The 13,091-nt window shown below is 64.0% G+C and carries 13 protein-coding genes; all 13 read left to right on the plus strand.

The window, feature by feature from the left end:
* Positions 1-944: efflux RND transporter periplasmic adaptor subunit (locus VA602_RS03015; RefSeq protein ID WP_323452433.1), on the plus strand; the 944-nt coding region annotated here is incomplete at its 5' end.
* Positions 941-2,008 carry an efflux RND transporter periplasmic adaptor subunit gene (locus tag VA602_RS03020; protein ID WP_323452434.1) on the plus strand — a complete coding sequence of 356 codons (1,068 nt, stop codon included), beginning with the start codon at positions 941-943 and terminating at the stop codon, positions 2,006-2,008. The genes VA602_RS03015 and VA602_RS03020, both read left to right, overlap by 4 nt.
* Positions 2,005-5,055 carry an efflux RND transporter permease subunit gene (locus tag VA602_RS03025; RefSeq protein WP_323452435.1) on the plus strand — a complete coding sequence of 1,017 codons (3,051 nt, stop codon included), beginning with the start codon at positions 2,005-2,007 and terminating at the stop codon, positions 5,053-5,055. The genes VA602_RS03020 and VA602_RS03025 overlap by 4 nt, the downstream gene beginning before the upstream one ends.
* Before the next feature lie 231 nt (positions 5,056-5,286).
* Positions 5,287-5,469, plus strand: a complete 183-nt coding sequence (oscA, locus tag VA602_RS03030; protein ID WP_016489716.1) for a sulfur starvation response protein OscA — start codon at positions 5,287-5,289, stop codon at positions 5,467-5,469.
* A 45-nt stretch (positions 5,470-5,514) separates the two neighbouring features.
* Positions 5,515-6,522 carry a sulfate ABC transporter substrate-binding protein gene (locus VA602_RS03035; protein ID WP_323452436.1) on the plus strand — a complete coding sequence of 336 codons (1,008 nt, stop codon included), beginning with the start codon at positions 5,515-5,517 and terminating at the stop codon, positions 6,520-6,522.
* 100 nt (positions 6,523-6,622) lie between these two features.
* Positions 6,623-7,441 (plus strand): sulfate ABC transporter permease subunit CysT, encoded by an 819-nt coding sequence (cysT, locus tag VA602_RS03040; RefSeq protein WP_323452437.1) that lies wholly within the window; start codon positions 6,623-6,625, stop codon positions 7,439-7,441.
* 13 nt (positions 7,442-7,454) lie between these two features.
* Positions 7,455-8,327, plus strand: coding sequence for a sulfate ABC transporter permease subunit CysW (cysW, locus tag VA602_RS03045; protein ID WP_112899462.1), 873 nt, complete (start codon positions 7,455-7,457; stop codon positions 8,325-8,327).
* Positions 8,328-8,330: 3 nt separating this feature from the next.
* Positions 8,331-9,320 carry a sulfate/molybdate ABC transporter ATP-binding protein gene (locus tag VA602_RS03050; protein ID WP_054891101.1) on the plus strand — a complete coding sequence of 330 codons (990 nt, stop codon included), beginning with the start codon at positions 8,331-8,333 and terminating at the stop codon, positions 9,318-9,320.
* A 414-nt stretch (positions 9,321-9,734) separates the two neighbouring features.
* Positions 9,735-10,535, plus strand: a complete 801-nt coding sequence (locus VA602_RS03055) for an energy transducer TonB (protein WP_063541728.1) — start codon at positions 9,735-9,737, stop codon at positions 10,533-10,535.
* Between the two features lie 36 nt (positions 10,536-10,571).
* Positions 10,572-11,294, plus strand: a complete 723-nt coding sequence (locus tag VA602_RS03060) for a MotA/TolQ/ExbB proton channel family protein (protein WP_054891103.1) — start codon at positions 10,572-10,574, stop codon at positions 11,292-11,294.
* A gap of 1 nt (position 11,295) precedes the next feature.
* A complete protein-coding gene (locus tag VA602_RS03065; protein WP_054891104.1) occupies positions 11,296-11,697 on the plus strand; it encodes an ExbD/TolR family protein in 402 nt (133 codons plus the stop codon).
* A gap of 275 nt (positions 11,698-11,972) precedes the next feature.
* Positions 11,973-12,554, plus strand: coding sequence for an alpha/beta hydrolase (locus VA602_RS03070; protein ID WP_125931151.1), 582 nt, complete (start codon positions 11,973-11,975; stop codon positions 12,552-12,554).
* A gap of 60 nt (positions 12,555-12,614) precedes the next feature.
* Positions 12,615-13,091: sigma 54-interacting transcriptional regulator (locus VA602_RS03075; RefSeq protein ID WP_323452438.1), on the plus strand; the 477-nt coding region annotated here is incomplete at its 3' end.

Here is a 13,091-nt window from a genome sequence, read left to right on the forward strand (position 1 = left end):
TCACCGGTGATGTGCAGGCGCGCGTACAGACCGACCTTTCATTTCGCGTGGGCGGCAAGATCATCGCCCGCAGCGTCGACGTGGGCGACCACGTCAAGGCCAACCAGGTGCTGGCGCGCCTGGACCCGAAAGACCTGCAGAACAATGTCGACTCAGCCAAGGCCGAGGTATTCGCCGAGCAGGCGAGGGTCACCCAGACCCGCGCCGCCTTCGTGCGTCAGCAGAAACTGTTGCCCAAGGGCTACACCAGCCAGAGTGAATACGACTCGGCTGAAGCTGCCCTGCGCAGCAGCCAGAGTGCGCTCAAGGCGGCCCAGGCACAACTGGCCAATGCCCGTGAGCAATTGAGCTACACCGACCTAGTGTCCGAGGCGGATGGGGTGATCACCGCGCGCCAGGCCGAGGTTGGCCAGGTAGTGCAGGCGACCATGCCGATCTTCAGCCTGGCCACCGACGGCGATCGTGATGCCGTCTTCAACGTCTATGAGTCGCTGCTGGTGTCGCCACCCAGCGACGAGGGCGTGATCGTCCGGCTTGTGGATAACCCCAAGGTGCAGGCCGAAGGACGGGTGCGCGAGATCACCCCGACGGTGTCTGCCGAGAGCGGTACGGTGCAGGTCAAGGTGGCGCTGCGTAACGTGCCGGCTGCCATGCAGTTGGGCTCGCCGGTAACCGCCACGGCTCACGCCCAGGGGCGCCCAAGCATCGAATTGCCCTGGTCGGCGCTGACCAAGGCGCTGCATGAGCCGGCGGTGTGGGTGGTGGGCGAGGGCGACAAGGTCGAACTGCGCAAGGTCCAGGTGGCGCGTTATCTCACCGGGCGCATCGTCATCAGCGACGGCGTGAAAAGCGGCGAAACCGTGGTGGTCAGTGGCGGCCAGTTGCTGCATCCGGGTATGCAGGTGCAGAAAGTCGACGCCAAGAGCCCCGGAGGTGAGCCATGAAACCCTTGCTGGTGTTGCTTGCCGCAGCCACCCTGCTGCCCGGTTGCAAGGGCGATGAGCCGGCGCCCGAGCCCGTACGGCCGGTGCTCTCGACTCTGGTCGAGCCACAGATGCAGTCGCAGCTCGGTCGTTTTGCGGGCACCATCCAGGCACGCTTTGAAAGTACCCTGGGCTTTCGCGTGTCCGGGCGCATTGCGCGGCGCTGGGTGGACGTGGGTGCGCAGGTAAAACCGGGCGACACCCTGGCCACCCTCGATCCCACCGACCAGCAGAACCAGCTGCGCGCCGCCGAAGGCGACCTGGCGCGCGTCCAGGCGCAATGGATCAACGCCCAGGCCAATGCCCGCCGCCAGCAGCAGTTGTATGACCGCGGCGTCGGCGCCCAGGCCCAGCTGGACGTCGCCCAGACCGACCTGAAGACCACCGGCGCCTCGCTCGAACAGGCCCGTTCGGCGGTCAGCCAGGCTCGCGACCAGCTCGGCTACACCACGCTCAAGGCCGATCATGGCGCCGTGGTCACGGCCTGGCGCGCCGAAGCCGGGCAGACGGTCAGTGCCGGCCAGGAAGTGGTCACGCTGGCGCGCCCGGACGTGAAGGAGGCGGTGATTGACCTGCCGATCCCAGTCGCCGAGCAGTTGACCCCGTCGCTGGTGTTCACCGTGGCATCGCAACTGGAGCCGGCCATCAGCACCACCGCCACGCTGCGCGAGCTTGAGCCGCAGGCCGATGCCACTACCCGCACCCGACGTGCGCGGCTAAGCCTGGCCAGTACGCCGCAGGCGTTCCACCTCGGCACCGCTATCAGCGTCACGCTCAGCTCGGCGATCGCGCCGCGCACCGAGCTGCCGGCCACCGCCCTGCTGGAGCGAGACGGCAAGACCCAGGTCTGGGTGGTCGATCCGCAGCACAAGACCGTGTCCACCCGTGAGGTCACACTCGTGGAGCGCAGCGAACGGCGCGTTGTGCTGGGCGCCGGTGTGCAGCCGGGCGAACGGGTGGTGACGGCGGGTGTGAACAGCTTGAAGCCGGGCCAGCAGGTCAAATTCGACGAGGACGCACGATGAAAGGAAGCTTCAACCTGTCGGACTGGGCCCTGAAGCACCAGTCCTTCGTGTGGTACCTGATGTTCGTCGCCTTGCTGATGGGCGTGTTCTCCTACATGAACCTGGGCCGGGAAGAAGACCCGTCCTTCACCATCAAGACCATGGTGATCCAGACCCGCTGGCCCGGTGCGACCCAGGACGAAACCCTTTACCAGGTGACCGACCGGATCGAGAAGAAGCTCGAGGAGCTGGACTCGCTCGACTACGTCAAGAGCTACACCCGGCCCGGCGAGTCGACGGTTTTCGTCTACCTGCGCGATACCACCCAGGCCGAGGATATCCCGCAGATCTGGTACCAGGTGCGCAAGAAGATCCAGGACATCCGCGGTGAATTCCCCCAGGGCCTGCAAGGGCCGGGTTTCAACGACGAGTTCGGTGATGTGTTCGGCTCGATCTACGCCTTCACCACCGATGGCCTGGACCTGCGCCAGTTGCGCGATTACGTCGAGCAGGTGCGCGCCGAAGTGCGCGAGGTGCCGAATATCGGCAAGGTCGAAACCATCGGCGTGCAGGATGAAGTGCTGTACCTGAACTTCTCCACCCGCAAGCTGGCGGCGCTGGGCATCGACCAGCGCCAGGTGATGCAGGCGCTGCAATCGCAGAATGCGGTGACTCCGGCCGGGGTGATCGAAGCCGGACCAGAGCGCATCTCGGTGCGCACCACCGGCCAGTTCGCCTCGGAGAAGGACCTGCAGGTGGTCAACCTGAGAATCAACGACCGCTTCTTCCGCCTGGCCGACATCGCCGATATCGAGCGCGGTTTTCAGGATCCGCCCGCCCCCATGTTCCGCTACAACGGCCAGTCGGCCATCGGCCTGGCGATCGGCATGAAGAAGGGTGGCAACATCCAGGCGTTCGGCAAGGCACTGCGCGACAAGATGGACAGCATCACCGCTGAGCTGCCGGTGGGTGTGGGCGTGCATACCGTGTCGAACCAGGCCGTGGTAGTCGAGGACGCCGTGGGCGGCTTCACCAGTGCGCTGTTCGAGGCGGTGATCATCGTGCTGGTGGTCAGTTTCATCAGCCTGGGCATACGCGCAGGCCTGGTGGTGGCCTGTTCGATCCCGCTGGTGCTGGCGATGGTTTTCGTGTTCATGGAGTACAGCGGCATCACCATGCAGCGCATCTCGCTGGGTGCATTGATCATCGCCCTGGGCCTGCTGGTCGACGATGCAATGATCACCGTAGAGATGATGGTCACGCGCCTGGAGATGGGCGAGAGCAAGAACGACGCGGCGACCTATGCCTATACCTCGACGGCATTCCCGATGCTCACCGGCACCTTGGTCACCGTTGCCGGCTTCGTGCCCATCGGCCTGAACGCCAGCTCTGCGGGCGAATACACCTTCACCCTGTTCGCGGTGATCGCGGTGGCGCTGCTGGTGTCGTGGGTGGTGGCGGTGTTCTTCGCGCCGGTGCTGGGCGTGCATATCCTCAGCAGCAAGGTCAAACCCCATGATGAGGAACCCGGCCGCATCGGCCGCGCCTTCGAAAGCGGCTTGCTGTGGTGCATGCGCAACCGCTGGCTGACCATCGTTGGCACCGTGGTGCTGTTCGCCCTGGCGTTGTTTAGCATGCGGTTCGTGCAGAACCAGTTCTTCCCGTCTTCGGATCGCCCGGAGATCCTGCTGGAACTGAACCTGCCGCAGAACGCGTCGATCCAGGAAACCCGTCGTGCGGTCGATCGCCTGGAGGCCACCCTCAAGGACGATCCGGACATCGACCACTGGAGTACCTATATCGGCCAGGGCGCGGTGCGTTTCTACCTTCCGCTCGACCAGCAGTTGCAGAACCCGTACTACGCGCAACTGGTCATCGTCAGCAAGGGGCTGGAGCAGCGCAACACGTTGATTCCCAAGCTGCAGGAGCGGCTGCGCAATGATTTCGTCGGCATCGGCACCAATGTGCAATCGCTGGAGATGGGCCCTCCAGTGGGGCGTCCGATCCAGTACCGGGTCAGCGGCAAGGATATCGACCAGGTGCGCAAGCACGCCATCGACCTTGCGACCCTGCTCGACCAGAACCCCAACATTGGCGAGATGATGTACGACTGGAACGAGCCCGGCAAAGTCCTGCGGGTCGAGATCGCCCAGGATAAGGCGCGCCAACTGGGCCTGTCGTCCGAAGACGTCGCCAACGTGATGAACAGCATCGTCACCGGTGCACCGGTGACCCAGGTCAACGACCAGATCTACCTGGTGGACGTGGTCGCGCGCGCCAAGGACAGTGAGCGCGGCTCGCCCGATACCCTGCAGAACCTGCAGATCGTCAGCCCTAGCGGCACCTCGATCCCCTTGCTGTCGTTCGCCACGGTGCGCTACGAGCTCGAACAGCCATTGGTTTGGCGGCGTGACCGCAAGCCGACGATCACCATAAAGGCGTCGGTCAACGGCGAGATCCAGCCCACCGATCTGGTGGCCCAGCTCAAGCCGAAGATCGAAGAGTTCGCCGCTTCGCTGCCGGCCGGTTACGAAGTAGCCACCGGCGGCACCGTGGAGGAGAGCGGCAAGGCCCAGGGCCCGATCGCTCAGGTGATTCCGCTGATGCTGTTCCTGATGGCGACCTTCCTGATGATCCAGTTGCACAGTGTGCAGAAGCTGTTCCTGGTGGTCAGCGTGGCGCCGCTGGGGCTGATCGGCGTGGTCCTGGCGCTGGTGCCGACGGGAACGCCGATGGGCTTCGTTGCGATCCTCGGGATTCTTGCGCTGATCGGCATCATCATCCGCAACTCGGTGATCCTGGTGACCCAGATCGACGAATTCGAGGCCCAGGGCTACTCACCTTGGGACGCGGTGGTCGAGGCGACCAACCATCGGCGCCGGCCGATCCTGCTCACGGCCGCCGCGGCCAGCCTGGGGATGATCCCCATCGCCCGCGAGGTGTTCTGGGGCCCGATGGCCTACGCCATGATCGGCGGGATCATCAGCGCAACGCTGCTGACCTTGCTGTTCCTGCCGGCGCTCTACGTGGCCTGGTACAAGATCCGAGAGCCGCAGGCGCAGAATTGAAGCCTCGCCCCCCTGTAGGAGCGGGCTTGCCCGCGAATGCAACAGTGGCTGCACCACGGCATTCGCGGGCAAGCCCGCTCCCACAGCCACCTACTGGGCTGTTCAGTAATTCAGTTATATAAACATTCTTAAACAGTATTTTTAAGAATATCCCGCCATCACTAAGATTGCCCTCAAGCCAGGCGCAATCCCCTTCCTCTGCCCGGCACCCTTACTCAATGGAGAACGAGCATGAGTGCATCTCTGCGTAGCATCGACGGTCAGGACGAAGCCACCATTCTGCGTGAAATCCAGAGCGCGCTGCGCGACCTGCGCTTCGGTGCAGTGGAGATCACCGTGCACAACGCTCAGGTCGTGCAGATCGAGCGCAAGGAGAAATTCCGCCTGCAGCAGCCCGGCAACAAGTCCGGCTGAGTCCGACACATCCAACTAGAAAAAATGCCAATCGGGAGCTTCACCATGTCCATCCGCCGTTATGCGCTCGCCGCTCTGGCCAGTGCCGTTTTTGCCGGTTCCGCCATCGCCAAGGATTACGAACTGCTCAACGTGTCCTATGACCCGACCCGTGAGCTGTACCAGCAGTACAACGCCGAATTCATCAAGCACTGGCAGCAGACGCATCCGGACGACAAGGTGAAGATCCAGCAATCGCACGGCGGTTCGGGCAAGCAGGGCCGCGCGGTAATCGATGGCCTGCGCGCCGACGTGGTGACCCTGGCCCTGGCTGGCGACATCGACGAGATCGCCAAGCTTGGCAAGACCCTGCCGGAGAACTGGCAGACCCGTCTGCCGGACGCCAGCACCCCCTACACCTCGACCATCGTGTTCCTGGTGCGCAAGGGCAACCCGAAAGGCATCAAGGACTGGGGTGACCTGGTCAAGAAAGACGTTTCGGTCATCACCCCGAACCCGAAAACCTCCGGCGGCGCGCGCTGGAACTTCCTCGCCGCCTGGGCCTATGGCCTGAAATCCGGTGGCAGCGAAGCCAAAGCCAAAGAGTATGTGCAGGAGCTGTTCAAGCACGTACCGGTGCTGGATACCGGCGCTCGCGGCTCGACCATCACCTTCGTCAACAACGGCCAGGGCGATGTCCTGCTGGCCTGGGAAAACGAAGCCTTCCTGGCACTGAAGGAAGACGGTGGCAGCGACAAGTTCGAGATCGTCGTGCCGTCGCTGTCGATCCTCGCCGAACCGCCAGTGGCGGTGGTCGACAAGAACGCCGAGAAGAAGGGCAACACCGCGATCGCCACCGAATACCTGAAACACCTGTACAGCCCTGCTGGCCAGAAGATCGCTGCGGAAAACTTCTACCGTCCGCGTGACGAGAAAGTCGCCGCCGAATTCGCCAAGCAGTTCCCGAAACTTGACCTGGTGACTATCGACAAGGACTTCGGTGGCTGGAAAACTGCGCAGCCGAAGTTCTTCAACGACGGCGGTGTGTTCGACCAGATCTACCAGGCGCAGTAAGGCCCAAGGAAAAAGCGGGGCCGCAAGGCAGCCCCAGGATTCAAAAGTTTGCACCGGCCCGGGATCCTTCCGGGCCAAGTGCGTTCAACCAGGGATATTTATGTCACGTCGCATCTCCCCCGTCATACCCGGCTTCGGGCTGACGCTGGGCTACACCTTGGTGTACCTCAGCCTGATCGTGCTGATACCGCTGGCGGCCATGTTCATTCATGCCTCGCAGCTGACCTGGGACCAGTTCTGGAACATCATCAGTGCACCGCGGGTCATCGCGGCGCTCAAGCTGAGTTTCGGTACCGCCCTGTTCGCCGCCATCATCAATGGCGTGATCGGCACCCTGCTGGCCTGGGTGCTGGTGCGCTACACCTTCCCCGGGCGCAAGATCATCGATGCGATGATCGACCTGCCGTTCGCCCTGCCCACCGCCGTCGCCGGTATCGCCCTGACTGCCCTGTACGCACCTGCGGGCTGGGTCGGCCAGTTCGCCACCGACCTGGGCTTCAAGATCGCCTACACCCCGCTGGGCATCACCCTGGCCCTGACCTTCGTCACCCTGCCGTTCGTGGTGCGTACGGTGCAGCCGGTGCTGGCGGACATCCCGCGTGAGGTCGAGGAGGCCGCCGCCTGCCTGGGCGCCAAGCCGTTGCAGGTGTTTCGCCATGTACTGGCGCCGGCACTGCTGCCGGCCTGGCTGACCGGCTTCGCCCTGGCATTCGCCCGTGGCGTGGGCGAGTACGGTTCGGTGATCTTCATCGCCGGCAACATGCCGATGAAGACCGAGATCCTGCCGCTGCTGATCATGGTCAAGCTCGACCAGTACGACTACACCGGCGCCACGGCCATCGGCGTGCTGATGCTGGTGGTTTCCTTCATCCTGCTGCTGCTGATCAACTTGCTTCAGCGGCGCATCGAAACCCCTTGAAGGAGGCCCGGTCATGTCTTCGTCATCCATAACTGCAAGCTCCGCCGCCAATGCCGCCCGCCGTGGCAGCGCCACCTCGCGCCGTGTACTGATCGGCCTTGGCTGGCTGGTGTTCGCGCTGTTCCTGCTGCTGCCGCTGGTGATCGTGGTGTCCCAGGCGCTGAAGAATGGCTTCGGCACCTTCTTCGAGGCGATCTTCGAGCCTGACGCGCTTTCGGCGCTCAAGTTGACGCTGCTCGCGGTGGTCATCTCGGTGCCGCTGAACCTGGTGTTCGGCGTCAGCGCCGCCTGGTGCGTGAGCAAGTACAGCTTCCGCGGCAAGAGCGTGCTGGTCACCCTGATCGACCTGCCGTTCTCGGTCTCGCCGGTCATTGCCGGCCTGGTCTATGTGCTGATGTTCGGCGCCCAGGGCCTGCTCGGCCCCTGGCTGCAGGACCACGATATCCAGATCGTCTTCGCCCTGCCGGGCATCGTGCTGGCGACCATTTTCGTCACCGTGCCCTTCGTCGCCCGTGAGCTGATCCCGCTGATGCAGGAGCAGGGCACGCAAGAGGAAGAGGCCGCGCGCCTGCTGGGTGCCAACGGCTGGCAGATGTTCTGGCATGTCACCCTGCCGAACATCAAATGGGGCCTGATCTACGGCGTGGTGCTGTGTACCGCGCGGGCCATGGGCGAGTTCGGTGCGGTGTCGGTGGTCTCCGGCCATATCCGCGGCGTCACCAACACCTTGCCGCTGCACGTGGAGATCCTCTACAACGAGTACAACCATGTCGCGGCCTTCAGCGTGGCCAGCCTATTGCTGATCCTGGCGCTCTTCATCCTGCTGCTCAAGCAGTGGAGCGAGAACCGTATTAACCGCCTGCGCCACAGCGCAGCGGAGGAATAAGTCATGTCGATCGAAGTTCGTAACGTCAGCAAGCGCTTCAACAGTTTCCAGGCCCTGAACAACATCAACCTGGATATCCACAGCGGTGAGCTGGTCGCGCTGCTCGGCCCCTCCGGCTGCGGCAAGACCACCCTGCTGCGCATCATCGCCGGCCTCGAGACGCCGGATGACGGCAGCATCGTGTTCCACGGCGAGGACGTCTCGGGCCACGATGTGCGCGATCGCAACGTCGGGTTCGTGTTCCAGCACTATGCGCTGTTCCGCCACATGAGCGTGTTCGACAACGTCGCCTTCGGCTTGCGCATGAAACCCAAGGGCGAACGTCCGAGCGAGAGCAAGATCGCCGAGAAGGTCCATGAGCTGCTGAACATGGTCCAGCTCGACTGGCTCGCCGACCGCTATCCCGAGCAGTTGTCGGGGGGCCAGCGCCAGCGTATCGCCTTGGCCCGTGCCCTGGCGGTGGAGCCGAAGGTGCTGCTGCTCGACGAGCCGTTCGGCGCCCTCGATGCCAAGGTGCGCAAGGAGCTGCGCCGCTGGCTGGCGCGGTTGCACGAGGATATCAACCTGACGTCGGTGTTCGTCACTCACGATCAGGAAGAGGCCATGGAAGTGGCCGACCGCATCGTGGTGATGAACAAGGGCGTGATCGAACAGATCGGCTCGCCGGGCGAGGTGTACGAGAAACCGGCCAACGACTTCGTCTACCACTTCCTCGGCGATTCCAACCGCCTGGCCTTGAGCGAGGGCAACCATGTGCTGTTCCGTCCTCACGAGGTGTCGCTGTCGCGCCATGAGACCGAGGGCCACCACGCTGCCGAAGTCCGCGACATTCGCCCGCTGGGCGCGACCACCCGAGTGACGCTGAAGGTCGAGGGGCAGAGCGAGCTGATCGAGGCCGAAGTGGTCAAGGACCACGACAGCCTGACCGGGCTTGCGCGCGGCGAGACCCTGTTCTTCCGGCCGAAGGTCTGGCAGAAGGTGGCGGATATCTAAGCTGCCGTGTGCATGAAAAACCCGGGTTTGCAGCCCGGGTTTTTTATTGCCTGGGCGAAGGTCGGGGCTGCTGCGCGGCCCTTCGCGGATAAACCCGCTCCACGGGCTCCCCTCGGATTCAAGGACAGCGCTGTGCCTGTAGGCGCGGGCTTGACCCGCTAGGGCGCAGCCCTCGCCGGATTTCGATACCTTCCACGAATATTTTGCATGCCGCACGTGCATGATTTTCCCCGTGCATCGTTACAGCCCTTGTGCCACGCGGCTTTGCGGGAACCCCTAAAATTTTATATTCGATAAAGGCATAGCTTTAATTTTAAACATTACTTTCAGAGATAAGCCTCTGGAATGGATGATTCAGCCACGAGGACCGGCCAAGGTCCGAAGACCTGCATCACGTTTCCAGGAGTCGATTCAATGGGTAATGTCCAGACGGCCGCGAGGGCCTACGACCAGCCATGGCGCCCGGCCCCGGGCGACCTGGTCGAGCTTGGACGCACGCTTCGCCTGCCGCTGGCGCAGTTGCGCCTGCAGCGCACGCCGGTCAGTGGTCTCAAGCGTCGTGACAAGCTGGCGCTGGGGTTGCTGGTGCTGGTCCTGCATGGTGCTGCGGCCTACTGGGTCAGTCAGCGACCAACCCCCGAGCTGCCGGTGATTCCGCCAGAGATTCCGCCGATGACCATCGAGTTCGCCGCCCCGGCGCCGCCGGTCGTCGAGCCGCCACCGCCTGTGCCTGTGGTCGAGCCGCCACCGCCGCCACCGCCGGTGGTCGATGAGCTGGCCGCCAAGCCTGCACCGAAGCCGGTACCTAAACCAAAACCGGTGCCAAAGCCGGTACCCAAGCCGCAGCCCAAACCGGTCGAGGCACCACCACCGGCACCGACCCCAGCGCCTGCGCCGCCTGCTCCGGCACCTGCACCACCAGCACCGGCACCGGTCACGCCCGCTTCAGCCAACGCCGCGTATCTGAAGAACCCGGCGCCGGAATACCCGCAACTGGCCCAGCGCCGTGGATGGGAAGGCACCGTGTTGTTGCGGGTGGAGGTACTGCCTAGCGGCAAGCCGGGGCAGATCCAGATCCAGAAGACCAGCGGCCGCGATGCCCTGGACGCCGCCGCGCTGGCTGCGGTGAAGCGCTGGAGTTTCGTACCGGCCAAGCAGGGTGACGTGGCCCAGGTGGGCTGGGTCAGCGTCCCGATCGATTTCAAGCTTCGTTAACTTGCGCCATCGAACCGAACATAGGAAGACTTCATCATGAGCCTGTTGGCATCCCCTCTCGAATCCGTTGAAAGCGCCGTCATCTGGCTGCTGGTTGGTTTTTCCGTGGTCACCTGGGCGTTGGCCCTGGTCAAGGTCGTGCAGTTCGTGCGGCTGAAGAACCAGGACAAGCGCTTCCATGCCCAGTTCTGGGCCGCTTCAAGCCTCGACTCGGCGGCCGAGATCAGCCACGAGCAGCCAGGCCCTGCGGCCCGCGTCGCCCAGGCCGGTTATGCCGCCATCGCCGTGGGCGAGCCGGGCCAGGCGGCCGACCTGAGCCATGCGATCAATCATCAGGACCGCCTCGAGCGCGCCCTGCGCCAGCAGATCGTGCGTGAGCGGCGTTCGCTGGAAACCGGCCTGGCCGTGGTCGCCAGTATTGGCAGCACCTCGCCGTTCATCGGTCTGTTCGGCACGGTGTGGGGCATCATGGAAGCGCTCAAGGGCATCAGCGCTGCCGGTTCCGCCAGCCTGGAAACCGTGGCCGGTCCGATCGGCGCGGCGCTGGTCGCCACGGGCGTGGGTATCGCCGTCGCGGTGCCGGCGGTGCTGGTCTACAACTACTTCCTGCGTCGCCTCAAGCTGACCGCTGCCGACCTCGACGACTTCGCCCACGACTTCTACAGCCTGGCGCAGAAGAGTGCTTTCCGCGTCCTGGTTCACCCGACCCTGCAAAAAGCCCAGGCCGGTTTCGGCCAGCCGGTGAAGGAGGCTTCCTGACATGGCGTTCTCGACCCAGGACAGCGATGAAGTCCTCAGTGAAATCAACGTCACGCCGCTGGTGGACGTCATGCTGGTGCTGCTGGTGGTGTTCATCGTCACCGCGCCGCTGCTGACCAACGCCATCCCGATCAACTTGCCCAAGACCGAGGCCGTCGCGCCGGTGGAGCAGAAAGACCCGTTGGTGGTGAGCATCGATGGTGGCGGCAAGCTGTTCATCAACAAGGATGAGATCCAGCCGGACCTGCTGGAAACCAACCTCAAGGCGGCCAGGGAAAAGGACGCGGATGTGCGTGTACAGCTGCAGGCTGACGATGGCGTCAACTACGGCGAAGTGGCGCGAGCGATGGCAGCCATCGAACGTGCCGGGATCAGCAAGCTGGCGGTGATCACCGCGCGTTGATCGGCAATACCCTCTTCAGGCAAGTGCTTCAGGGCCATTTCTCTTGGCAGGGGATGGCCCTTTTTTTATGCACTTCCCTGTAGGAGCGGGCTTGCCCCGCGATGGCGTCCGCGCAGGCCCAGGCGGACGTCATCGCGGGGCAAGCCCGCTCCTGCAAAGGGGCGTGCAATTATCTTGATTATGGTTATTAATAAATAGCTTCTTATTCCTTTACGAATATAACTGCCTCCCTATACTTGGTTCCCAAGCACGCAAACTTCCAAGGAGGCGTCCCCATGCGCAATGAGTCGATTCGTTACCTGATTGTGCCGGGCTGGCAAGGATCGCCAGACAATCATTGGCAAAGCCACTGGCAGCGCAGCCTGCCCAACAGCGCCCGGGTCGAGCAGCAAGATTGGCTCACCCCGCAGCGGCGCGACTGGGTGCAGGCGCTCGAGCAGGCGATTGCCGCCGAACGCTCGCCGGTGATCCTCATCGCCCACAGCCTGGGTTGCATCACCGTCGCCCACTGGGCCGCGCAGGCCAGCCCTGCGCTGCTGCGCCGGGTGCGAGGGGCGCTGCTGGTGGCGCCAGCGGACGTCGAACGGCCGACCTGCGCGCCGGCCTTGCGCAACTTTGCGCCCATCCCGCTGCACACGCTGCCGTTCCCCAGCCAGGTGGTCAGCTCGGACAACGATCCGGCCGTCAGCGTGCCGCGTGCACTGTACCTGGCCAAGGCCTGGGGTGCGGAAGCGGGGCTGTTGAGCAATGCCGGGCACATCAACGTCAAATCCGGTCACGAGCGCTGGGAACAGGGCTTCGCTTATCTGTATCGCCTGCAAGGCCGGATCGAGCAGCGCTCCCTGCGCCGCGCTTGACCTGGTCTCAACCGATTTCGCTGACTCCCCGGTCGCCTGCGGCCGGGGCGGGAGTTTTCCATGAGTTTCAACAATCCCTTCGGCCAGCCGCTGCTGACGTTCCCCGAGCTGGACAAGAGCCCGCTGAGTATCCGTGCCAAGGCGCTGGTATTCGTCGATGCACGTTCGCAGCAACTGCGCGAAGCGCTCGAACGCCTGGCGCCGCAACCGCTGCCGGTGCTGATCCGTGGTGAGACCGGCACCGGCAAGGAGCTGCTGGCAAGGCAGATCCATCGCGCCAGCGATCGCGCGGGGCTGTTCGTCTCGGTCAACTGCGCGGGCATCAGCCACACCTACGCCGATGCCGAGCTGTTCGGCTACAGCGCCGGTACCCATGGCGGCACGGCCAGCAGTCGCGCGGGCTGGTTCGGTTCGGCCAATGGCGGCACCTTGTACCTGGACGAGATCGCCGACCTGCCGTTGGCCATCCAGGGCAAGCTGCTGGCGGCCCTGGAAAACCGCGAGGTCACCCGGGTCGGCGCCCAGCAGCCACAGGCC

The organism is Pseudomonas machongensis (assembly GCF_034961125.1).
GTDB lineage: Bacteria > Pseudomonadota > Gammaproteobacteria > Pseudomonadales > Pseudomonadaceae > Aquipseudomonas > Aquipseudomonas machongensis.